This is a genomic window from Rhizobacter sp. Root1221, assembly GCF_001425785.1.
GTDB lineage: Bacteria > Pseudomonadota > Gammaproteobacteria > Burkholderiales > Burkholderiaceae_C > Rhizobacter.
In genome coordinates this window covers 1-21,365 of record NZ_LMDI01000041.1, presented here as the reverse complement: position 1 = coordinate 21,365, position 21,365 = coordinate 1, and the positions used below count along the sequence as shown (strand labels likewise).

The 21,365-nt window shown below is 66.9% G+C and carries 20 protein-coding genes and 1 tRNA gene; 18 read left to right on the top strand and 3 right to left on the bottom strand.

Annotated features, from left to right (window positions below; all coding sequences use genetic code 11):
- Positions 1-164: 164 nt before the first annotated feature.
- The 10 genes from rpsD (at position 165) to ASC87_RS23600 (ending at position 10,459) form a co-directional block, all read left to right on the top strand.
- Positions 165-788 carry a 30S ribosomal protein S4 gene (gene rpsD / locus ASC87_RS23645; RefSeq protein ID WP_056668467.1) on the top strand — a complete coding sequence of 208 codons (624 nt, stop codon included), beginning with the start codon at positions 165-167 and terminating at the stop codon, positions 786-788.
- A 153-nt stretch (positions 789-941) separates the two neighbouring features.
- A complete protein-coding gene (rpoA, locus tag ASC87_RS23640; RefSeq protein WP_056668464.1) occupies positions 942-1,928 on the top strand; it encodes a DNA-directed RNA polymerase subunit alpha in 987 nt (328 codons plus the stop codon).
- Between the two features lie 114 nt (positions 1,929-2,042).
- Positions 2,043-2,438: a 50S ribosomal protein L17 gene (gene rplQ / locus ASC87_RS23635; protein WP_056668461.1), complete on the top strand. Its 396-nt coding sequence runs from the start codon at positions 2,043-2,045 to the stop codon at positions 2,436-2,438.
- Between the two features lie 146 nt (positions 2,439-2,584).
- Positions 2,585-3,502, top strand: a complete 918-nt coding sequence (locus ASC87_RS23630) for an ATP-binding cassette domain-containing protein (RefSeq protein WP_056668458.1) — start codon at positions 2,585-2,587, stop codon at positions 3,500-3,502.
- Positions 3,503-3,525: 23 nt separating this feature from the next.
- On the top strand, positions 3,526-4,299 hold the full coding sequence (locus tag ASC87_RS23625; RefSeq protein WP_369820786.1) for an ABC transporter permease: 774 nt from the start codon (positions 3,526-3,528) through the stop codon (positions 4,297-4,299).
- Between the two features lie 41 nt (positions 4,300-4,340).
- Positions 4,341-4,417, top strand: a tRNA-Met gene (locus ASC87_RS23620).
- A 348-nt stretch (positions 4,418-4,765) separates the two neighbouring features.
- On the top strand, positions 4,766-5,101 hold the full coding sequence (gene yajC / locus ASC87_RS23615; protein WP_056668450.1) for a preprotein translocase subunit YajC: 336 nt from the start codon (positions 4,766-4,768) through the stop codon (positions 5,099-5,101).
- A gap of 81 nt (positions 5,102-5,182) precedes the next feature.
- A complete protein-coding gene (gene secD, locus ASC87_RS23610; protein WP_056668447.1) occupies positions 5,183-7,087 on the top strand; it encodes a protein translocase subunit SecD in 1,905 nt (634 codons plus the stop codon).
- A gap of 30 nt (positions 7,088-7,117) precedes the next feature.
- Positions 7,118-8,149, top strand: coding sequence for a protein translocase subunit SecF (gene secF, locus ASC87_RS23605; RefSeq protein WP_056668445.1), 1,032 nt, complete (start codon positions 7,118-7,120; stop codon positions 8,147-8,149).
- Between the two features lie 42 nt (positions 8,150-8,191).
- Positions 8,192-10,459, top strand: coding sequence for a DUF1631 family protein (locus tag ASC87_RS23600; RefSeq protein ID WP_056668442.1), 2,268 nt, complete (start codon positions 8,192-8,194; stop codon positions 10,457-10,459).
- A 644-nt stretch (positions 10,460-11,103) separates the two neighbouring features.
- Here ASC87_RS23600 and ASC87_RS23595 read toward each other — a convergent pair.
- The 3 genes from ASC87_RS23595 to ASC87_RS23585 all read right to left on the bottom strand — a co-directional run bounded on the left by ASC87_RS23595 (position 11,104) and on the right by ASC87_RS23585 (position 13,994).
- Positions 11,104-11,556 (bottom strand): DUF494 family protein, encoded by a 453-nt coding sequence (locus ASC87_RS23595; RefSeq protein WP_056668439.1) that lies wholly within the window; start codon positions 11,554-11,556, stop codon positions 11,104-11,106.
- Between the two features lie 100 nt (positions 11,557-11,656).
- Complete coding sequence (dprA, locus tag ASC87_RS23590) at positions 11,657-12,772, bottom strand: DNA-processing protein DprA (RefSeq protein WP_056668541.1); 1,116 nt, start codon at positions 12,770-12,772, stop codon at positions 11,657-11,659.
- A gap of 55 nt (positions 12,773-12,827) precedes the next feature.
- Entirely contained in the window at positions 12,828-13,994 is a 1,167-nt protein-coding gene (locus ASC87_RS23585) for a LysM peptidoglycan-binding domain-containing protein (RefSeq protein WP_056668436.1), read from the bottom strand.
- Between the two features lie 263 nt (positions 13,995-14,257).
- Between ASC87_RS23585 and def the strand changes: the two genes are divergently transcribed.
- The 8 genes from def to pyk all read left to right on the top strand — a co-directional run bounded on the left by def (position 14,258) and on the right by pyk (position 21,092).
- On the top strand, positions 14,258-14,770 hold the full coding sequence (gene def / locus ASC87_RS23580) for a peptide deformylase (protein ID WP_056668433.1): 513 nt from the start codon (positions 14,258-14,260) through the stop codon (positions 14,768-14,770).
- The gene (gene fmt, locus ASC87_RS23575) at positions 14,770-15,723 is read left to right on the top strand and encodes a methionyl-tRNA formyltransferase (protein ID WP_056668429.1); all 954 of its coding nucleotides are present in this window, start codon (positions 14,770-14,772) and stop codon (positions 15,721-15,723) included. The genes def and fmt overlap by 1 nt, the downstream gene beginning before the upstream one ends.
- Positions 15,724-15,793: 70 nt before the next feature.
- Positions 15,794-16,633 carry a zinc metalloprotease HtpX gene (gene htpX, locus ASC87_RS23570; protein WP_056668426.1) on the top strand — a complete coding sequence of 280 codons (840 nt, stop codon included), beginning with the start codon at positions 15,794-15,796 and terminating at the stop codon, positions 16,631-16,633.
- Positions 16,634-16,702: 69 nt separating this feature from the next.
- On the top strand, positions 16,703-17,128 hold the full coding sequence (locus ASC87_RS33365; RefSeq protein WP_235582266.1) for a hypothetical protein: 426 nt from the start codon (positions 16,703-16,705) through the stop codon (positions 17,126-17,128).
- Positions 17,129-17,176: 48 nt separating this feature from the next.
- Positions 17,177-17,896 carry an AzlC family ABC transporter permease gene (locus tag ASC87_RS23560; RefSeq protein WP_056668422.1) on the top strand — a complete coding sequence of 240 codons (720 nt, stop codon included), beginning with the start codon at positions 17,177-17,179 and terminating at the stop codon, positions 17,894-17,896.
- Positions 17,893-18,222 carry an AzlD domain-containing protein gene (locus ASC87_RS23555; RefSeq protein ID WP_056668418.1) on the top strand — a complete coding sequence of 110 codons (330 nt, stop codon included), beginning with the start codon at positions 17,893-17,895 and terminating at the stop codon, positions 18,220-18,222. The genes ASC87_RS23560 and ASC87_RS23555 overlap by 4 nt, the downstream gene beginning before the upstream one ends.
- 115 nt (positions 18,223-18,337) lie before the next feature.
- A complete protein-coding gene (locus ASC87_RS23550; RefSeq protein WP_056668415.1) occupies positions 18,338-19,531 on the top strand; it encodes a phosphoglycerate kinase in 1,194 nt (397 codons plus the stop codon).
- Positions 19,532-19,661: 130 nt separating this feature from the next.
- Positions 19,662-21,092: a pyruvate kinase gene (gene pyk, locus ASC87_RS23545; protein WP_056668412.1), complete on the top strand. Its 1,431-nt coding sequence runs from the start codon at positions 19,662-19,664 to the stop codon at positions 21,090-21,092.
- The last annotated feature ends 273 nt before the right edge of the window (positions 21,093-21,365 follow it).

The following is a 21,365-nucleotide window of genomic DNA, read 5'->3' as shown; positions in this document are numbered from 1 at the left end:
CGTTTCCCTTCGCCGGCAATCACCTCGTGTGCTTGCCGGCGGTTCCGTTGAAGCCGCAAGGTTTCACTAAGCCCACCGTCTGAGCGACCACAACAACACGCGCCAGACTCGCGCGAGCACCGGGGCCTGCCCCACGCACGCGTCAGATTGAAAAAGGAATTCACGTGGCACGTTATCTCGGCCCCACTGGCAAACTCGCCCGCCGCGAAGGCACCGACCTCTTCCTGAAGAGCGCCCGCCGCCCCATCGGCGACAAAGTCAAGTTCGAAGCGAAGCCCGGCCAACACGGCCGCACCTCTGGCACGCGCACCTCGGACTTCGGTCTGCAACTGCGTGAAAAGCAGAAGGTCAAGCGCATGTACGGCGTGCTGGAACGTCAGTTCCGCCGCTACTTCGCCGAAGCAGAACGCCGCCGCGGCAACACCGGCGCCAACCTGCTCATGCTGCTGGAATCGCGCCTCGACAACGTCGTGTACCGCATGGGCTTCGGCTCTACGCGTGCCGAAGGCCGTCAGCTGGTGTCGCACAAGGCGATCACCGTGAACGGTCAAGTCGTGAACATCGCCTCCTACCAGGTCAAGGTGGGTGACGTGGTCGCCGTGCGCGAGAAGTCGAAGAAGCAGCTGCGCATCGTCGACGCCGTCAAGCTGGCCGAGTCGCATGGCATGCCGGCCTGGGTCCAGGTGGACGCCAGCAAGCTCGAAGGCGTGTTCAAGAAGACGCCGGACCGCGACGAATTCGCGTCCGACGTCAAGGAAGCCCTGATCGTCGAACTGTACTCGCGCTGATCGTTGGCGCTGGCCGCGGTTTCGTTGCCCCTTGCGAGGGGCAACGGAACGCGGCCGATTGTGTTTTCCTCGTTCGGCAGCGGTGCCAGCCGCTCCGGTTGGTCCCTCAGCCTTATCGGTGTAACGAGCCGAGGGTATTGAAAGAAAGACCTCATGCAAACAAACTTGCTCAAACCCAAAGCCATCAATGTGGAGCCGCTCGGCGGCAACCGCGCCAAGGTCACCCTCGAGCCGTTCGAGCGTGGTTATGGTCACACGTTGGGCAACGCGCTGCGTCGCGTGCTGCTCTCGTCGATGGTCGGGTATGCGCCCACGGAAGTCACCATCGCCGGTGTGCTCCACGAGTACTCCACCGTTGACGGTGTGCAGGAAGACGTGGTCCACATCATGCTGAACCTCAAGGGCGTGGTGTTCCGTCTGCACAACCGCGACGAAGTGACGCTGGTGCTGCGCAAGGAAGGCGAAGGTCCGATCACGGCCGGCGACATCCAGACGCCGCACGACGTCGAGATCATCAACCCCGAGCACGTCATCGCCCACCTGGCGCAAGGCGGCAAGCTCGACATGCAGATCAAGGTCGAGAAGGGCCGTGGTTACGTGCCGGGCAACATGCGCCGTTTCGGTGACGAGCCCACGAAGTCCATCGGCCGCATCGTGCTCGACGCGTCGTTCTCGCCGGTGTCCCGCGTGAGCTACACGGTCGAAAGCGCCCGTGTGGAACAGCGTACCGACCTCGACAAGCTCGTGATGGAAATCGCGACCAACGGCGCCATCACGCCGGAAGAAGCGATCCGCGCGTCGGCGAAGATCCTCGTCGAACAGCTTGCCGTGTTCGCCCAGCTGGAAGGCAGCGAAATCGCCGCCTTCGACCAGCCGGCCCAACGCAGCACGCAGTTCGATCCGATCCTGCTGCGCCCGGTCGACGAGCTCGAACTGACGGTGCGTTCGGCCAACTGCCTGAAGGCCGAAAACATCTACTACATCGGCGACCTGATCCAGCGCACCGAAACCGAACTCCTGAAGACCCCGAACCTCGGCCGCAAGTCGTTGAACGAGATCAAGGAAGTTCTGGCCTCGCGTGGCCTGACCCTCGGCGCCCGCCTCGAGAACTGGCCGCCGCAAGGTCTCGACAAGCGATAATCGCTCTCCCGGGCCTGCGCAAGCAGGACCCAATCCCTGGGTGGCCTCGTGCCACCCGGTGCCCCGGCAGTACCTGACACGGCTGCCGGTTTCAAACTCAAAAAGGAATGCACCATGCGCCACCGTAACGGCCTCCGCAAACTCAACCGCACCTCGTCGCACCGCCTGGCGATGCTGCGCAACATGACGAACTCGCTGCTGACGCACGAAGCCATCAAGACCACGGTCCCGAAGGCCAAGGAACTCCGCCGCGTCGTCGAGCCGCTGATCACGCTCGCCAAGGAACCCACGCTGGCCAACCGCCGCCTGGCTTTCGACCGCACCCGTGACCGTGACGTCGTCACGAAGCTGTTCAACGAACTGGGCCCGCGCTACAAGGCACGCCCGGGCGGCTACACCCGCATCCTGAAGATGGGCTTCCGCGTGGGCGACAACGCCCCCATGGCCTTCGTCGAACTGGTGGACCGTCCGGAACCCACCGAAGCCGCTGACGACACCGCCGCCGAGTAATCCTCGACACGGTTCCAATGCCGAAGGGCCAGCAGATGCTGGCCCTTCCTGTTTGTGGGGCGGCCGCGCGAATCGCCAGGTCGTGTCGTGAGGGCTAACCCGCAAGTCTGGGCGCTCCATGAGTTCCTTTGGCACACTGCGTCCACATGCCTGAACCGATTTTTCGCATCACCAACCTGCGCAAGGCCTTCGGCGACAACACCGTCGTCAATGACCTGTCGCTCGAGATCCAGCCAGGTGAATGCCTGGGCGTGATCGGCCCGAACGGCGCCGGCAAGACCACCACGATCCGGATGTGCCTGGGCCTCGTGGGCCCGGATGGCGGCGAGATCGAGGCCTTTGGCCTTCCCATTCCCGCACAGGTGCGCGAGGCGAAGAAGCGCATGGGGGTGGTGACCCAGTTCGACAGCCTCGACCCCGACTTCAGCTGCGCCGAGAACCTGCGCGTCTACGGCCGCTACTTCGGACTGCCCCACGCGGTCATCAACGAGCGCATCCCGAAGCTGCTCGAGTTCGCAGCGCTGCAGTCCAAGGCGAATGCCCGGCCCGGTGAACTGTCCGGCGGCATGAAGCGGCGCCTGAGCCTGGGCCGCGCGCTCATCAACGACCCGCAGCTGCTGTTGCTCGACGAACCCACCACCGGCTTGGATCCCCAGGCCCGCCACGTGATGTGGGAGCGGCTGCAGAACCTGCTGCAGCAGGGCAAGGCCATCCTGCTGACCACGCACTTCATGGACGAGGCCGAACGGTTGTGCGACCGCCTGCTCGTGCTCGACCATGGCCGCAAGATCGCCGAAGGCACACCGCGCGGGCTCATCGCCGAGCACCTCGAGCGCGATGTGGTGGAGGTCTATGGTGACGGCGCGCTCGTGATCGCATCCAGCCATGCGCAGTGGGCGCAACGGGTGGAGACCCGCGGCGAAACGGTGTTCTTCTACCTCAGCGACCCGGCGCCGCTGCTCCAGGCGCTCGGCGCCCACAAGAACCTGCGTGTGCTGCACCGCCCCGCCAACCTCGAGGACCTCTTCCTCAAGCTCACCGGCCGCCAGATCCGCGACGACTGAAAGCCCCGACCATGCTCGTGTCGATGTATGCCTCCCCCCAGCTCACCCGCGGCTTCTGGCCGGTAGTGCTGCGCAACCTGCTCGTGTGGAAGAAGCTGGCCGTGCCCAGCGTGATCGGCAACATCGCCGAGCCGTTGATCACGCTCGTCGCCTTCGGCTACGGCCTCGGATCCATGATCGGGCAAGTGGAGGGGCTGCCGTACATCGTGTACCTCGCGTCGGGCAGTCTCGCCGTCAGCTGCGCGCTGGCGGCCACGTTCGAGGGTCTGTACTCGGCCTACTCGCGCATGGAGGTGCAAAAGACCTGGGAGAGCATCATGAATGCCCCCATCGCGCTCGACGACATCGTGTTCGCCGAACTGCTGTGGGCGGCCATGAAGTCGATGTTCACCGTGGCAGCCATCCTCGTGGTGCTGTTTGTCCTGGGCATCAGCCGCGAACCCACGATGCTGCTCGCGCTGCCCGTGCTCTGGCTCGTGGGCCTCACCTTCGCGGCCATCGCGCTCGTGTTCAACGCGCTGGCCCGGGGCTATGACTTCTTCACGTACTACTTCACCCTCGTGATGACCCCGATGACGTTCATGTCGGGCGTGTACTTCCCCATCTCGCAGATGCCCACGCCGCTGCAGTGGATCGCCCAGGTGCTGCCGCTCACACACGCCGTGGCACTCGTTCGGCCCCTGATCATTGGTGAGTGGCCGGCCCAGCCATGGCTTCCGATCGCCGTGCTGCTGGCGTATGCCGCGGGCGGCTACTACGTGGCCCTGGTGCTGACACGACGTCGCTTCTTTAAATGAGTGACGACATCCCAAAGCTGTGCTATAGTCGAAGGCTCAGTCGCGGGGTGGAGCAGTCTGGTAGCTCGTTGGGCTCATAACCCAAAGGTCGTTGGTTCAAATCCAGCCCCCGCAACCAAGTTCAAGTCAAAACGCCGGCCCATTGGGTCGGCGTTTTGCATTGTGCGCGGCCTATCGGGGGCGGCGGTTTCGTCATCCCGCGGCGGTTGGCCGGACGCGAAGCCCGAGCCCGTTCCCTGGCGAAGTCGGGTTCGTTCCATGCGCCTGGTCAGCGCTCTCGTGATCCATTCTGTGGATAACCTGGGGGTGACCTGTGTGCACACTGTGCGCAGGCGCGGATTGCCACCATCTGGGGGAACCTCCCGGGCTCCAGGATGGTCCGAGCCCGCGGCTGCCGCATACAATCGAATGCTTTACCGTCGGCAGCGTGCCGCCGGCCATTGCCGGTTTCCAAAGAGGATTTCAAGTGTTCATTTCCGAAGCTTTTGCCCAGGCCGCCCCGGCGGCCCCTGCGGCCGCCCAGTCGCCGTTCGGCGGCCTGACGGGCATGCTGCCCATCGTGCTGATGTTCGTGGTGCTGTACTTCGTGATGATCCGGCCGCAGATGAAGCGCCAGAAGGAGCACAAAGCCATGATCGACGCCATCGCCAAGGGCGATGAAGTCGTGGTCGGCGGCGGTGTGCTCGGCAAGATCACCAAGACCGGCGACAACTACCTGCACGTCGAGATCGCCTCCGGCGTCGAAGTCCAGGTGCAGCGTTCCGCCGTGGTCCAGGTCCTGCCTAAGGGCACCATCAAGTAATTCACCCGCGATGTGCCGGCGCGGCGGTCCTTCGGGCCGTGCGGCCGGCCCGCAGCGGGTCCGTCCCGCGAAAGACTCGTCATGAACCGCTACCCTTGGTGGAAGTACGCGATCATCGTGGTCGCATTGTTGGGGGGCTTCCTCTACACGCTGCCGAACTTCTTTGGTGAGGCCCCTGCCGTGCAGGTGAGCAGTGGCAAGGCCACGCTCAAGCTCGATGCTTCGCTCGAGCGCCGTGTATCCCAGATCCTGACCGACGCCGGTGTCAAGCCCGACTTCGTCCAGTTCGAGGGCAACTCGATCAAGGCCCGCTTCACCGATACCGACGTTCAGCTGAAGGCCAAGGATGCACTCAGCCGCGCGCTGAACCCCGATCCCGCCGACCCGAGCTACATCGTCGCCCTGAACCTGCTGTCGCGTTCGCCGCATTGGCTCACCGCGATCCGTGCGTTGCCCATGTACCTGGGCCTCGACCTGCGGGGTGGCGTGCACTTCCTGATGCAGGTCGACATGAAGGCCGCGTTGACGAAGCGCGCCGAAGCCCTGACGGGTGACATCCGCACGCTCCTGCGCGACAAGAACCTGCGCCACGCCGGCATCGCCCGCGACGGCAACAACGTCGAGGTGCGTTTCCGCGACCGCGAAACGCTCACGGCCGCCCTCAACACGCTGACCGACCAGCTCCCCGACCTCGCGTGGACCGAGGTGCCGGGCGGCACCGACCTCAAGCTGTCCGGTGTCCTCAAGCCCGACGTGGCGCGCCGTGTGCAGGAAACCGCCGTCAAGCAGAACATCACCACGCTGCACAACCGGGTCAACGAACTCGGCGTCAGCGAACCGGTGATCCAGCAGCAGGGCGTCGACCGTGTTGTCGTCCAGTTGCCTGGCGTCCAGGACACCGCCAAGGCCAAGGACATCATCGGCCGCACCGCCACCCTCGAAGTGCGCCTGGTGGATGACAGCACCGAAGCCCAGTCGGCCATGGCCGGCAGCGGCCCGGTGCCCTTCGGCACCGAGCGTTACCTCGAACGTGGCGGCCGCCCGTTGATCGTCAAGCGCCAGGTCATCCTCACGGGGGATAACCTGAACGACGCGCAATCGGGGTTCGACAGCCAGACGCACGAGGCCACGGTGAACCTGACGCTCGACGCCAACGGCTCGCGCATCTTCAAGGACATCACCCGCGACAACATCGGCAAGCGCATGGCCATCCTGCTCTTCGAAAAGGGCAAGGGTGAGGTGGTCACGGCACCGGTGATCCGTTCCGAGATCGGTGGCGGGCGTGTGCAGATCTCCGGGTCCATGACCTCGGTGGAAGCCGCCGACACGGCGCTGCTGCTGCGCGCCGGTTCGCTCGCCGCCCCGATGGAGATCATCGAGGAACGCACCATCGGCCCGACGCTCGGCGCCGAGAACATCGGCAAGGGCTTCAACAGCGTGCTGTACGGCTTTGCCGCCATCGCGGTGTTCATGTGCGTCTACTACCGCCTGTTCGGCATGTTCTCGACGCTCGCGCTGGCGTTCAACCTGCTCCTGCTGGTCTCGGTGCTGTCGCTGATGCAGGCCACCCTGTCGCTGCCCGGCATGGCGGCCATTGCGCTCACGCTGGGCATGGCCATCGATGCCAACGTGCTGATCAACGAACGCGTGCGCGAGGAACTGCGCGGGGGGGCGTCGCCTCAGGCCGCCATCCACGCCGGCTACGAGCGGGCGTTCGCCACCATCCTCGACTCCAACGTCACCACGCTGATCGCTGGCATCGCGCTGCTCGTGTTCGGGTCCGGCCCGGTCAAGAACTTCGCGGTCGTGCACTGCATCGGCATCCTGACGTCCATGTTCTCGGCGGTGCTGTTCTCGCGTGCACTCGTGAACCTCTGGTACGGCCGGCAGAAGAAGCTCAAGACGGTCTCCATCGGCCAGGTGTGGGTGCCCCCGTCGGTTGTGGCCTCGTCGGCCGTGGCGGCCGACGAGCCGGCCAAGACCTGACCCTCATTCCAAGAACAACAGAGGATTTCCATGGAGTTCTTCCGCATCCACCGCGACATCCCGTTCATGCGGCATGCGCTGGTGCTGAACATCATTTCGGCCGTCACCTTCCTGGCTGCCGTGTTTTTCCTCGTGACCCGGGGGCTGCACCTGTCGATCGAGTTCACCGGCGGTACGGTCATCGAGGTGGCCTACCAGCAGCCGGCCGACATCAACAAGGTGCGCCACTCGGTCGAGACGCTCGGCCTGGGTGAAGTGCAAGTGCAGAACTTCGGCACCACACGCGACGTGTTGATCCGCGTGCCGTTGCGCGAGGGGGTCAAGCAGGCGGAGTTGGTGACGCAGGTCTTCGGCGCCGTGTGCAAGGCCGATGGCGGCACTGTCAGCACCCGCCAGGAAATCAGCGACAAGGGTGAGCAGATCAGTCGCCCCGAATGCCGTGCGGGCGATGTCGAGCCGGTGACGTTCAAGCGCAGCGAGTTTGTCGGGCCGCAGGTGGGCAAGGAGCTGGCGCAGGACGGCCTGAAGGCGCTGCTGTTCGTGATCATCGGCATCGTCGTGTACCTGGCCATCCGCTTCGAATGGAAGTTCGCGGTGTCGGCCATCATCGCCAACCTGCACGACGTGATCATCATCCTGGGCTTCTTCGCGTTCTTCCAATGGGAGTTCTCGCTCACCGTGCTGACCGCCGTGCTGGCGGTGCTGGGCTACTCGGTGAACGAGTCGGTCGTGATCTTCGACCGGATCCGCGAGGCATTCCGCAAATACCGCAAGCTGACGACACCGCAGGTGATCGACCACGCCATCACCAGCACCATCAGCCGCACCATCATTACCCACGGCAGCACACAGCTCATGGTGGTGTCGATGCTGCTGTTCGGTGGCCCCACGCTCCACTACTTCGCGGTGGCACTGACCATCGGCATCCTGTTCGGCATCTATTCGTCGGTGTTCGTGGCGGCAGCCATCGCCATGTGGCTGGGTGTCAAGCGCGAGGACCTCGCAAAACCCACCGCGAAGGACCTGGATCCGGATGACCCGAACTCCGGGGCGGTGGTGTAGAGTTAAGCTCTGGTCAAACCTCGAAGCATCCACCAATCCTCCATGGCGACCACTGCCGATTCGTTGGCCCTGGCCGCCCAGGCAAGGCGCTCCTATGTCGAGCGCCTGCTGAGCGGCGTGCCCGGGGTGGTCCATGCCGTCGAAGACGGCAGCCGCTTGTTGGCCACCCAATCTGCCGAACACGGGCTCCAGTACAAGCGGCGCGATGTCGCGGCAGACCTGCGCAAGGCGGCCCCCACCTGGATCAACGGCATCGTCTCGGCCCTGCGCGGCGCGCTGGGCAACGGCATGGTCGCGGTATCCCGGCCGGGTGACCTCACACCCCTGGGCCGGGCGCCCAGCATGACGCTCGTTGACGACGACACCATCGAGGTCGAAATCCTCAGTTCGCGGCTCGCCCTGGCCATGATGGACCGGGCCTCCTGGGAGTTCACCGACCTGCGTTCGCGCATGTCGTCCCTTGAGCAGCGCGATGAACTCGACACCCACGACGTGCTGCGCCCGCACGTGCTGGCGCGCATCGTCACCACCACCTGGCGTTCGTCGTCGATGAGCCAGGATGCGTGGCGCACGTTGCAGGCGGTGTTGCACGAGGAATTCGCCCACTTCGCCGAAGAGGCGTACCACGAAACCAACCGCTGGTTGATCCAGCAGCGTGTGCTGCCCGAGATCGACCTGCGGCCATTCATTCGCCGCACACGCGCCGGCGGCGGAGTGCCGGTCGTATCGGGGGGGGCGGCCCTCACGGGCGCCAACAGCGTGTTCGCGCGCAGCAACGTGGGCGAAGAAACCCGCATGATGACCCGTGCGGGCGGCTTTGCCCGCGGGTCCGATCATGCCGAAGCGGTGCTCGGGCGGCTGAACCGCCTGATCGGCCGCCAACTGCCCGATTTCGCCGGCACGGCGCCCATGCAGCCGGCATCCGCCGAGTTGAAGAACGCCATCGCCGAAGCCCAGCAAGGCATCCAGCGGCGCCTGAGCGCCGGGTCGGGCCAGGTCGGCGGCGAGGTGGTCAGCACCCCCGCGCTGATGGAGGAGTTGCACCAGCGCAAACAGGCGCTGAAGTCCGCCGCCACATCGCCGGTCGAGCGCGCCACCATCGAGATCGTCGCGCTGCTGTTCCAGAGCATCCTGACCGAGGAGCGCATCCCGGCCGCCGTGCGGGTGTGGTTCGCGCGGCTCCAGATGCCGGTGCTGCGCGTGGCGGTCAGCGAACCCGACTTCTTCGCCACCGTCGAACACCCGGCCCGCCGCCTGATCGACCGCATGGGTGCGTGTGTCATGGGGTTCGACACCACGAGCCGAATGGTCGGCGACACGCTCGAGAAGGAAATCAAGCGGGTGGTGCAGGTGGTCGAGGCCTACCCGGACACCGGCCGCCGCGTGTTCCAGACCGTGCTGACCGAATTCGAGAAGTTCCTGGAGCATTACTTCAAGAACGAAAACGAGGCCAGCCGTCGCGGTGTCTCGCTCGCGCAGCAGGTCGAGTTGCGCGAGACCCTTGCCATCCAGTACACGATCGAGTTGCGCAAGATGCTCAACGAGGTGCCGGTGCAGGAAGGCGTCCGCGAGTTCCTGTTCCACGTCTGGGCCGATGTGATGGCCATGACGTCGGTGAAGTACGGTGTGCACAGCGCCGAGACCAAGACCATGAAGCGGGTCGCCGCCGACCTGATCTGGTCGGCGAGCGCCAAGGTGTCCCGCGAAGAACGTGCCGAGGTGATCCGCCGCCTGCCACCGCTGCTGAAGACGCTGCGCGAGGGCATGGACCACGCGGGCGTGACGGCCGAGAAGCAGGACGAGCACATCCAGCGCCTCAACAACTCGCTGGCTGCGGCTTTCACCGCGAAGACGGCGGCGATCCCGCGCGAGCGCCTCGAGGAGTTGATGGTCAAGCTCGAAACCCTCGAGGAACTGCTGCCCGATGCGGAGGACGTCGAAATCGACGAATCCCTCGTGCTGGACCTGTCGGGTCACGAATCGTCCGAACTCGAGGTCGTGGGTGAGGGGGGCTCGATGCCCACGCCGGCCATGCTCACGTGGGCCCGCGAACTGCAGGTGGGCGGTTGGTACATGCTCGACTACCGCGGCCGCAACGAGGTGGTCCAGCTCGCGTGGCAAGGCATGCGCCGCCAGCTGACCCTGTTCGTGTCGCCCCATAGCCGTGGCATCCTGTTCCAGCAGCACCGCCTGGCCGCCTTCCTGCAGGCCGGCCTGCTGGTGCCCGCACAGGACGAGTCGTTGACGGTCCGCGCCACGCGCAGCGCCCTCGCCAAGCTCGACGTGGATCCCAGTCGCTTGTTGAATTAGGCCCCATGGATTGAGCCCCCTACGGCGCTTCGCGCCGGCCCCCCCCATGGGGGAGCCCACGGTCGCCCGGGGGACCCGGGCTCGGTGGTGGCTTGATCTTCGGCCTCGCTTCGCTCGCCTCCTGCCTGGCGTTTGCGGTTCGGGGCTTCGTTTTGCTCGCCCTGGGTTTGCGGCCCCGGCCCGTTCGGGGGGGGCGGGGCCGTGTGGCGCGCGAGCGAAGCGATGCAATGCCCCGAAGCGCGGCAGCTGGGCGGCCGTCGAAGCCGCTGACTGGAACATGCCCCTACCCATCGTCTTCGAAAGCCGTGACTTGCCGCCGCGGTCGCTACAAAAGCCGATGTGCAACCGCTAGAGATCGCGGCCTCCGTTGGGATGGCGCGATGTGTTGTACAGCACCCCGGGTCTGCTCGCACTGTGCCCCGACGTTTCGGGGCATTGCATCGCTTTGCTCGCTCGCCATGCGGCGTCATCCCCTTGATGGGATGACGCCGCAGGCCCAGGGCGAGCAAAGCGAAGCCCCGAATCGCAGGCGTCAGGCAGGCAAGCGCAGCGAGGCCGCAGATCAAGCTACCGCCGAGCCCGGGTCTCCCGGGCGACCGCGGGCTCCCCCATGGGGGGACCGGCGCGCAGCGCCGTAGGGGGCCTCAATGAATCAGCCGGTCTTCTTCGGCAACGAAGAGCTCATCGAGGATGAGGGCGTCGGGTTCTTCGCCCAGGCTCCAGAAGACCATCAGCACGATGATCTTCAGGTCCTCGAGATCCACCGGGCCGCCAGGGATGGCGGTGGCGCGGTCGACGACCATCTCGCGCATGGGGGGCGGCAGCACGCCGGCCGATTCGAGGAAGGAGATGAAACCGATGGAGGCTTCACCGAGGTGTTCCTGTTCGGCCGGGGTGTACACCCGCATGCTGTGCGGCTGTTGCTCGCCCGAGTACGACTGGCCGGCACTCGCGAGGCCGTCGAGCCAGTTCAGGGCTTCCTCGATCTCGTCGGTCTCGAAGCCCATGGCGGACAACTTGCGCGTCAGCTGGGCGTGGTCGGGACAAGCGTCGGGCCGCCAGTAGTTTTCGTACAGGTAAACAAGCACGTCAAACATGAAACCACTATACCGCATGGCCGGGGGCGGCGACCTCGGGCGGGGCGGTGTTTGCCAAGCAATGCCGAACCCGGTCGACTTGGGGCGCGACCGCGCGCGATCAGCCGGGGCCGAGGCGCTGGAACCGCTGACCTGGCAGGCGGGCCACGCGGCCCTCGAACTCGAGCTGCAGCAGCCGGGCGGTCAGCGCGGGGGCGGTTTCACCGGTGCGGGCGACCAGGGTGTCGAGGTCGACCGGGTCGTGGGCGAGCGCGTCCAGAAGGATGTCGGGGGCCCCGGGCCGGGGTGCTCCGGTACGCGAGGCGACCTGCGCGGGGGCGGCCCAGTTCAGTTCTTCCAGGATGTCGGCCGTGGTCTCGACCAGCTTGGCACCCTGCTTGAGCAACGCATGGCAACCGCGAGACTGGGGCGCATGGATCGATCCGGGAACGGCAAACACCTCGCGGCCCGATTCGGCGGCGAGCCGCGCGGTGATCAGCGACCCTGATGCCAGCGCCGCCTCGACCACCAGCGTGCCGCGGGTCATGCCAGCGATGATCCGGTTGCGCCGCGGAAAGTGGGACGGTTGGGGTGTGGTGCCGAGCGGGTGCTCGCTGATGAGAAGGCCCCCGTGACGAATGCGTTCGGCCAGCGGGCCGTGCTGCTTCGGGTAGACGATGTCGAGGCCGGTGCCCACCACGGCCACCGTGCCGGCCGGATGAGCGAGTGCGCCGGTATGGGCCGCGGCGTCGACACCGAGCGCCAGGCCCGACACCACGGTGAGCCCGGTGCCTGCCAGTTCGCCGGCGAATGCCCGGGCGTGCCCGAGCCCGGCCGGGGTGGCGTTGCGGCTGCCGACGATGGCGACGGACGTGGCCTGCAGCAGCGGCAACCGCCCTTCGGCGTAGAGCAGCAACGGCGGGCCGGCGGCGTGGAGCAGGATGTCGGGGTACCGCGGGTCACCGAGCGGGATGATGTCGCGGGCGACCCCAGCGGGCGCATGTTCCAGCCATGCGACCGTCTGGGCCCACAGGCGGGCGAACAAGGCGGGTTCGTGAGACAGGGCGGCCGCAGCGGCTTCACCGGCCACGGCTTGGCGAGCCCCTGCTGGCGCCGACAGCACCCGCTGCGGCGAGCCGAACGCGGCCAGCAGCCGCCTCAGCGCCGAGGCGCCAACCTTCGGGGTGGTGGTGAGCCGGACCCAGGCGGCCAACTCGTCGAGGTCGGCGCTGGGCATGGCAAGGTCGCGCGATGGGCCGCCCAAGGGGACAAGGGCGGCCGCAGGGAGGCGATCAGGGGGCGGTGAAACGGTCGCCCGAGGCCACCGGATCGTTCACCGACAAGATCAGTGCGTACGACATGCGGTTGAAGACGCGGAACACGTACAGCAGGCCGTGACGCTCGTCGGGCAGCTTGATCGTGGGCGACTTGGGGTCGGTCTTGTCGATGATGCGCTTGCCGTCGCGCCACAGGGCCAGCACGTGGCCGGGTTCGAGGCCGTTGCGGGCACCGCGGTTCAGCGACACGATCTGGTTCTGGCCGGCCAGCAGCGCTTCGCCATACACCGCGACGATCTGGCCGTTCATTTCACCTTGCGGCGCACGCGGCACGTGGTTCACGAACTCGCGGGTGGGCATGGGGGCGAGGCGGTCGCCCGTTTTCATTTCCTGGCGCGTGGACAGCACGGTGACCGTGTCGGGAATGATGTCGCCCTTCTGGGCCACGCTTGCGCCCGGCGAGTCGCCACGGCGGCTGAGTTCGACGGTGCCGAGGAACACGCCTTCGTAGCCGAGGATTTCCTGCGTGGTGGGGTCCTTGAGCGGGACGGGCTCGCGGAACACGCGGAAGTTGGTCAGGCCTTTCAGGTCGCCGCGGGTGTAGGCGAGGTCGCCGCGGGTGAGCAGCACCCGGTTTTCCTGGGCCGACACGATGCGCGGAGCCTTGTTGAGCTCCTCCGTGTCGAAGATCACGGCTTCGTTCAGGAACGGCTCGATCTGGGCGAGGTTCACCGCAGGGATGCCGTTGTTGACGTCGGTGGCCCGCACACGGGGCGACAGGCGGCCGCTGCCACCGCCAACCGGTTCACCCACGCGCAGGCGGCCGCGACCACTCGACTTGTCGAGGAACAGCACCTGGCCTGGGTAGATCAGGTGCGGGTTGCGGATCTGGTCGAGGTTCATGCCCCACAGTTCCGGCCAGCGCCACGGGCTGGTGAGGAACAGCTTGGAGATGTCCCAGAGGGTGTCGCCGGTCTTGACGGTGTAGCTGTCGGGCGCACTGGGCGACAGTTCCGACAGCGCCACGCCGTCTTCAGCGACTTGCTGGGCGGTGCTGCGTTGTTTGGGGGTGATGGGGTAGTTGCCGGCCTGCGCCATGGCCACACCAGCGCTCAGGGCCAGGACGGCAGCGACTGCAGTGACGCGAGGAGTGGACAGGGCAAAACGGTGGCTTCGGGTCATGAAGATGGGTCTCCGGTCGCGCAGGCAGCACAATGGCTGAAATGTAAGCTCCGCCGCGGCTCCTTGGTGCAGGGGGCCCCGAGATCGGCGAAAATCTTCATTCAGTTTCACAGATTCTGCCCATAAACCATTGATATCGCAACGAAAGTGACCAGCTGATACCTCTCCGCCGGGCGCCCTTACGGGCACCGATGTTGTGTGGTTCCCACAAGGTTGCTGTGGCAGGCACTGCCCTTCGTTTCCGATCCGACCGTCGACTTTCCATGGCCAAGCTCTCCATCCTCCGCTACCCCGATCCCCGGCTGCACACCGTTGCCAAGCCGGTCACCGTTGTCGACGACCGCATCCGGACGTTGGCCGACGACATGCTCGAACTCATGTACCAGGCCGACGGCGTGGGCCTCGCGGCCACGCAGGTTGATGTCCACGAACGGTTGATCGTGATCGACACGTCCGAGGGACGGGACGACCCCCGCGTGCTGATCAACCCCGAACTCATCGCCCGCAGCGAGGAGATGACCTTCGCCGACGAGGGCTGCCTGTCGGTGCCGGCCATCTACGACAAGGTGCAGCGGCACGCACAGGTCACCGTGCGGGCGCTGGGCCGCGACGGCCTGCCGTACCAGTTCGATGCCGAAGGGCTGTTGTCGGTGTGTGTCCAGCACGAGATGGACCACCTGATGGGCAAGGTGTTCGTCGAGTACCTCAGCTCACTGAAGCGCGACCGCATCAAGACCAAGATGCTGAAAAAGACGCGCGACGAGCAGAAGTCCTGATGAACGTCGTCTTTGCCGGCACGCCGGAGTTCGCCCAGGTGGCGCTGGAGGCGTTGATCGCGGCCGGCCATGCCGTGCCGTTGGTGCTGACCCAGCCCGACCGGCCCGCCGGCCGAGGCATGAAGCTGCACCCTTCGCCGGTGAAGGCGTCGGCGCTGGCCCATGGCATTCCGGTGGCCCAGCCGCGCAGCCTCCGGCTCGACGGGAAGTTTCCGGACGATGCGGTGGCGGCACGCGCCCAGCTGGAGGCGGCTCGCCCTGACGTGATGGTGGTGGCTGCATACGGCCTGATCCTGCCGCAGTGGGTGCTGGACCTGCCGGCCCGCGGCTGCCTCAACATCCACGCGTCGCTGTTGCCCCGCTGGCGGGGCGCCGCGCCGATCCACCGGGCCATCGAGGCGGGTGACCCCCAGACGGGCATCACCATCATGCAGATGGATGCCGGCCTCGACACCGGCGACATGCTGCTCGAGGCCACCGAGGTCATCGCGCCGGACGACCGCACCGCCACGCTGCACGACCGGCTCGCCGCATTGGGCGGCCGCCTGGTCGTGGACGCGCTGGCCCGGCTCGGCGAGCTGGTACGCACGCCGCAACCGGCGGCCGGGGTGACCTACGCCCACAAGATCGAGAAGGCCGAGGCCGAGATCGACTGGACCCAGCCGGCGGCCGTGATCGAACGCCGGATCCGGGCCTTCGACCCGTTCCCGGGGGCGTCGGGTCAGCTCGCGGGCGAAACCGTCAAGCTGTGGGCGGCCGATGCCAGCGACGGCCAGGGGGCGCCGGGCACCGTGCTGGCGGTGTCGCCCGACGGGCTCACCGTGGCGTGTGGAGACGGCAGCCTGCGGGTCACCGAACTGCAGCGCCCGGGGGGGAAGCGCCTGCCCGCCCGCCAGTTCCTGCAGTCGGCAGGCGACCTCGTGGGCCAGGTGTTCGCGCCGCGGAGCGCTTGAACTTCCACCCGGCGGGCGCATCTGACGCGCTGTAGACCACACAAACCCACACGAGCGGGGAACCCCAGCCATGTTCAACATCCTGAAGACAGCCGTGCTGATGGCCGCCATCACGGCGCTGTTCATGGCCATCGGCGCGATGATCGGCGGACGCAGCGGCATGATGATCGCGCTGCTGGTGGCCGTGGGCATGAACTTCTACAGCTACTGGTTCTCGGACCAGATGGTGCTGAAGATGTACAACGCCCAGGAGGTGGACGAGACGTCGGCGCCGCAGTTCTACGGCATGGTGCGCGACCTGGCGCAGCGCGCCCAGTTGCCCATGCCGCGGGTGTACCTGATCCAGGAGGACGCCCCCAACGCGTTCGCCACCGGCCGCAACCCCGAGCACGCCGCGGTGGCGGCCACCACCGGCATCCTGCGGGTGCTGTCCGACCGCGAACTGCGCGGCGTGATGGCCCACGAGCTGGCGCACGTGAAACACCGCGACATCCTGATCAGCACCGTCAGCGCCACCATGGCCGGCGCCATCTCGATGCTGGCCAACTTCGCGATGTTCTTTGGCGGCCGCGACAGCGAAGGCCGCAGCCACAACCCGATCGTCGGCATCCTGGTGATGATCCTTGCGCCGCTGGCCGCGAGCGTGATCCAGATGGCCATCAGCCGTGCCCGCGAGTTCGAGGCCGACCGGGGCGGCGCCGAAATCTCGGGCGACCCGCAGGCCCTGGCGAGCGCGCTGCAGAAGATCGAGCACTACGCCCGCGGCATCCCCATGGCCGCCGCCGAGCGCCACCCCGAGACCGCCCAGATGATGATCTCCAACCCACTGTCCGGTGGCGGGTTGCGGGGGCTCTTTTCCACGCACCCGTCCACCGAGGAGCGGGTGGCACGCCTGCTGGCGATGCGGTGACGGGGCGGCGCCCGCCTCAAGCGGGCGCTCGCTTGACCGATATCCCGTGCAGAACTACCCTCTCGCCCCATGTTTCGCCTGCCGCTCCTGACTGCCGCTGCCCTGTCCGCCCTGCTGCTGTCCGGGTGCGACCTCCTCGGAGACTCCCCCGAGAAGATCGCCGCCGCCAGGGAGGCCGACGGCCGCGCCATCGGCGGTGCCTGCCGTCACGCCGGGCGTGCCATCGAGGACTGCTACGCGCTGAACAAGAAGGCCGACAAGGCCGCCGTGTTCGCCGGCTGGCGCGACATGAACGACTACATGCGCGAGAACAAGATCGACACCGTGGCCCCGCAGGTCACGCCGCCGGTCGCCAGCGGACGCAAGGCCGAACGGTCCTCCGAGTCGGCGAAGGCCGATGGCGGGGCCGTCTCGGCATCCGAGTCCGCGGAAACCGTCGTGCAGGTGGAACGCAAGCCGGCCAAGGCCACCGTGAAGCAGGACGGCGACCACTGATTTCCTGCTGACGCCGGGGCCGAGGCTCCGCGCGCCCCCCTTGCGCCCATGAATCCTCTCCGAGCGGCCGCCGCCCATCCGCAGTTCCGTTCGGGTGTCCGTGACATGGCCGCCGTCACCCTCGGGGTGGCCGCCTGGGGGCTGGTCACCGGCGTGGCGATGGTCAAGGCGGGCCTGGGCGTGCCGCTGTCGCTGTTCATGAGCCTGACCATCTACGCGGGCAGCGCCCAGCTCGCCGCACTGCCGTTGATGGTGGTGGGGGCCCCGGTCTGGGTGATCTGGGCCACCGCGGTCTGCGTGAACCTGCGCTTCATCATCTTCAGCGCGCAGATGCGCCCGTTTTTCATGCACCTGCCACTGCGCTGGCGGCTGCTCGCGGGCTACCTCACCGCCGACCTGACCTACGTGCTGTTCATGAAGCGTCACCCGGTGCCCGGGGACCGCGAGGCCCAGGGCGCCTACTTCTGGGGCAACGCGTCGATGAACTGGCTGTCGTGGCAGGTGCCGTCCGTGGTGGGCATCCTGTTGGCCAACGTGATCCCCACCCAGTGGGGCCTCGGTTTTGCCGGGGTGCTGGCGCTGCTGGGCCTCGGCTATTCGCTGATGTCGGACCGGGCCACGGCGGTGTCGGCCGCGGTGGCGGGCACCGCGGCGGTGGCGGCGTTTGCGTTGCCGCTGCGCCTGCACATCGTGGTGGCCATCGCGGCGGGTGTGTGCGTGGGGCTCCTGATGGACCGCACCGCCACGGCGGGTGAGGCTGCCCGATGAGCGGATGGGAGGCGGTGCTGACCATCGTGGGCCTGACGGTCATCACGGTGGTGACCCGCGTGTTTTTCATGGCAACCGACCGCGAACTGCCCCTGCCCGGGTGGCTCAGGCGCGGCCTGCGCTACGCCCCGCTCGCGGCGCTGGCCGCCGTGGTGGTGCCCGAGGTGGTGATGAGCCAGGGCCACCTGATCGCCACCTGGCGGGATGCGAGGCTGTTTGCCGTGGCCGCCGCCACCGCATGGTTCTTCTGGCGGCGCACCTTGCTCGGAACCATCGTGACCGGCATGGTGGTGCTGGTGCCCTTGCGCTTGCTCCTTGGCTGGTGAACGATCGTGCGGGAAGTCGTTCGCCTTTTCGGTCCGCTTTGATGTCCAATAGCGCCCTGAAAGGGAGGCCCTCCGGCGGCGTCCCGCCCGCCTATTCCACTCTTGTTGCGATCCCATGAACGTCATCCGCTTTGAAGATCTCGTGGCCCAAGGCCAGGCTGCCGGCAAACGTGTGTTCATCCGTGCCGACCTGAACGTGCCTCTCGACGACGCCGGCCAGATCACCGAAGACACCCGCGTGCGTGCCTCGGTGCCCTGCATCGAGCTGGCGCTGAAGGCCGGCGCCGCCGTCATGGTCACGTCGCACCTGGGCCGCCCCACCGAGGGCGAGTTCAAGCCCGAGGATTCGCTGGCCCCGGTGGCCCGCCGCCTGGGTGAGTTGCTCGGCCGCGACGTGCCCGTGGTGGCCAACTGGGTCGACGGCGTGGACGTCAAGCCGGGCCAGGTGGTGCTGCTCGAGAACGTGCGGGTCAACAAGGGCGAGAAGAAGAACAGCGAGGAACTGTCGAAGAAGCTCGCCGCCCTGTGCGACATCTTCGTGCACGACGCGTTCGGCACGGCCCACCGCGCCGAGGCGTCCACCTACGGCATCGCGCAGTTCGCCCCGGTGGCCTGCGCCGGCCCGCTGCTCGCGGCCGAGATCGACGCCGTCACGAAGGCGCTCGCCAGCCCGAAGCGCCCGCTGATCGCCATCGTGGCCGGCAGCAAGGTGAGCACCAAGCTCACCATCCTCAAGTCGCTGGCCGACAAGGTCGACGGCCTGATCGTGGGCGGGGGCATCGCCAACACCTTCCTGCTCGCGGCCGGCCACCCCATCGGCAAGTCGCTGGCCGAACCCGACCTGGTGAACGATGCCAAGGCCGTGATCGAGGCCATGAAGGCCCGCGGCGCCGCGGTGCCGATCCCGGTGGACGTGGTCACCGCCAAGGCGTTTGCGGCCGATGCGCCCGCCACCGTCAAGGACGCGGCCGACGTGGCCGCCGACGACCTGATCCTTGACATCGGCCCGAAAACCGCCGCGCTGCTGGCCGACCAGCTGAAGGCCGCCGGCACCATCGTCTGGAACGGCCCGGTGGGCGTGTTCGAGTTCGAGGCGTTTTCGCACGGCACCGAAACGCTGGCCCGTGCCATCGCGGCATCGAGCGCCTTCAGCATCGCCGGCGGCGGCGACACGCTGGCGGCCATCGCCAAGTACGGCATCGAGAAGGACGTCGGCTACATCTCGACCGGTGGCGGCGCTTTCCTGGAAGTGCTCGAGGGCAAGACCCTGCCGGCCTTCGAGATCCTGCAGAAACGCGCGCAGGGCTGAGAGGCTGACCTTTCGAATTTCCCGACGGCGGACGTGCACCCCGCTTCCGCCGTTTGTTTTCCTCACGGCGGGTGGAAGATCCCACCCGCGCATTCCTTCACCGCTACCCTGTCCGGAGAACCGCTACATCATGCCTCGCGCCACCAAGATCGTTGCCACCCTTGGCCCAGCTTCCAGTTCACGCGAGGTGCTCGAGCGGATGATCCGCGCGGGTGTCGACGTGGTGCGGTTGAACTTTTCGCACGGCACGGCCCAGGACCACATCGACCGCGCGAACCTCGTGCGTGACGTGGCCCGTGCCGCCGGCAAGGAAGTGGCGATCATGGCCGACCTGCAGGGCCCGAAGATCCGTGTCGGCAAGTTCGAAGGTGGCAAGACCATCCTCGAACCCGGCCAGTCCTTCGTGCTCGATGCCACGATGAAGGAGCTGGGCAACAACGACCGCGTGGGCCTCGACTACAAGGAACTGCCCCGCGACGTGCGCCCCGGCGACACGCTGCTGCTGAACGACGGCCTGCTCAAGCTCACCGTCGAGAAGGTGCTGGGCGAGGAAGTGCACACCACGGTGGTGATCGGCGGCGAGCTGTCGAACAACAAGGGCATCAACAAGGCCGGTGGTGGCCTGACGGCTCCGGCGCTGACCGCCAAGGACATGGAAGACATCAAGACCGCGATGAGCTTCCAGTGCCAGTACCTGGCCATCAGCTTCCCCAAAAGTGCCACCGACATGGAAATGGCCCGCCAACTGGCCAACGTGGCCGGTGAGCCGTGGCGCCACAAGCCCGCGCTGATCGCCAAGATCGAACGCACCGAAGCCATTCCCGCGCTCGAAGCCATCCTGCGTGCCAGCGACGGCATCATGGTGGCCCGCGGTGACCTGGCGGTCGAGGTGGGGGCGGCGGCCGTGCCGGCGCTGCAGAAGCGCATGATCAAGATGGCCCGCGAGATGGACCGGGTGGTGATCACCGCCACGCAGATGATGGAATCGATGATCGTGAACCCGGTGCCCACCCGCGCCGAAGTGAGCGACGTGGCCAACGCGGTGCTCGACGGCACCGATGCGGTCATGCTGAGCGCCGAGACCGCTGCCGGCCGTTACCCGGTCGAAACCGTGGAGATGATGGCAGCCGTGTGCGTGGAAGCCGAAAGCGCCGAGGAAATCGCGCTCGACGCCAGCTTCACCAACAAGAAGTTCGGCCGCATCGACCAGTCCATTGCCATGGGCGCGCTGTTCACGGCGTACCACCTGGGCTGCAAGGCCATCCTCGCGCTGACCGAGTCGGGTTCCACCGCACTCTGGATGAGCCGCCACAAGATCCACGTGCCCATCTACGGCCTCACGTCGCAAGTGACCAGCCAGCGCCGCATGACGCTGTACCGCAACGTCAGCCCGCTGCTGATGCCCAACTACACCGACCGCGACGAAGCCTTGAAACACGCCGAAGCGCTGCTGGTGGAGCAGGGCGTGCTGAAGCCGGGCGACACCTACGCCATCACCTGCGGCGAACCGATGGGCTACCCCGGCGGCACCAACATGCTGAAAGTAGGCCGGGTAGGTTAGCCCCCTACGGCGCTCTCGCGCCGGTCCCCCCACGGGGGAGCCCGCGGTCGCCCGGGGAACCCGGGCTCGGCGGTAGCTTGATCTGTCGCTCGCTGCGCTTCGCTCTCCTGGCGCACGCGGTTCGGGGCGTTGCTCGCTCGGCCCCCTGCTCCTGTCATCCCGGCGCACGCCCACTACTGTCCGGAATAAATTGGACCGAGGTCACGTAAGTTGTTGCGAGCACTCGCTGTTTGGGATAAATCCCAGAGCGCCAACTCAAAACAACCGAGGAGC

Bases quoted from the DNA above. Each gene is read 5' to 3' on its own strand.
- rpoA (WP_056668464.1), top strand. From the start codon at position 942: ATGCAAACAAACTTGCTCAAACCCAAAGCCATCAATGTGGAGCCGCTC.
- rplQ (WP_056668461.1), top strand. From the start codon at position 2,043: ATGCGCCACCGTAACGGCCTCCGCAAACTCAACCGCACCTCGTCGCAC.
- secF (WP_056668445.1), top strand. From the start codon at position 7,118: ATGGAGTTCTTCCGCATCCACCGCGACATCCCGTTCATGCGGCATGCG.
- ASC87_RS33365 (WP_235582266.1), top strand. From the start codon at position 16,703: ATGTTTCGCCTGCCGCTCCTGACTGCCGCTGCCCTGTCCGCCCTGCTG.
- ASC87_RS23585 (WP_056668436.1), bottom strand. From the start codon at position 13,994: ATGACCCGAAGCCACCGTTTTGCCCTGTCCACTCCTCGCGTCACTGCA.
- dprA (WP_056668541.1), bottom strand. From the start codon at position 12,772: ATGCCCAGCGCCGACCTCGACGAGTTGGCCGCCTGGGTCCGGCTCACC.
- ASC87_RS23600 (WP_056668442.1), top strand. From the start codon at position 8,192: ATGGCGACCACTGCCGATTCGTTGGCCCTGGCCGCCCAGGCAAGGCGC.
- ASC87_RS23560 (WP_056668422.1), top strand. From the start codon at position 17,177: ATGAATCCTCTCCGAGCGGCCGCCGCCCATCCGCAGTTCCGTTCGGGT.
- secD (WP_056668447.1), top strand. From the start codon at position 5,183: ATGAACCGCTACCCTTGGTGGAAGTACGCGATCATCGTGGTCGCATTG.
- def (WP_056668433.1), top strand. From the start codon at position 14,258: ATGGCCAAGCTCTCCATCCTCCGCTACCCCGATCCCCGGCTGCACACC.
- ASC87_RS23555 (WP_056668418.1), top strand. From the start codon at position 17,893: ATGAGCGGATGGGAGGCGGTGCTGACCATCGTGGGCCTGACGGTCATC.
- ASC87_RS23625 (WP_369820786.1), top strand. From the start codon at position 3,526: ATGTATGCCTCCCCCCAGCTCACCCGCGGCTTCTGGCCGGTAGTGCTG.
- ASC87_RS23630 (WP_056668458.1), top strand. From the start codon at position 2,585: ATGCCTGAACCGATTTTTCGCATCACCAACCTGCGCAAGGCCTTCGGC.
- fmt (WP_056668429.1), top strand. From the start codon at position 14,770: ATGAACGTCGTCTTTGCCGGCACGCCGGAGTTCGCCCAGGTGGCGCTG.
- pyk (WP_056668412.1), top strand. From the start codon at position 19,662: ATGCCTCGCGCCACCAAGATCGTTGCCACCCTTGGCCCAGCTTCCAGT.
- htpX (WP_056668426.1), top strand. From the start codon at position 15,794: ATGTTCAACATCCTGAAGACAGCCGTGCTGATGGCCGCCATCACGGCG.
- ASC87_RS23595 (WP_056668439.1), bottom strand. From the start codon at position 11,556: ATGTTTGACGTGCTTGTTTACCTGTACGAAAACTACTGGCGGCCCGAC.
- ASC87_RS23550 (WP_056668415.1), top strand. From the start codon at position 18,338: ATGAACGTCATCCGCTTTGAAGATCTCGTGGCCCAAGGCCAGGCTGCC.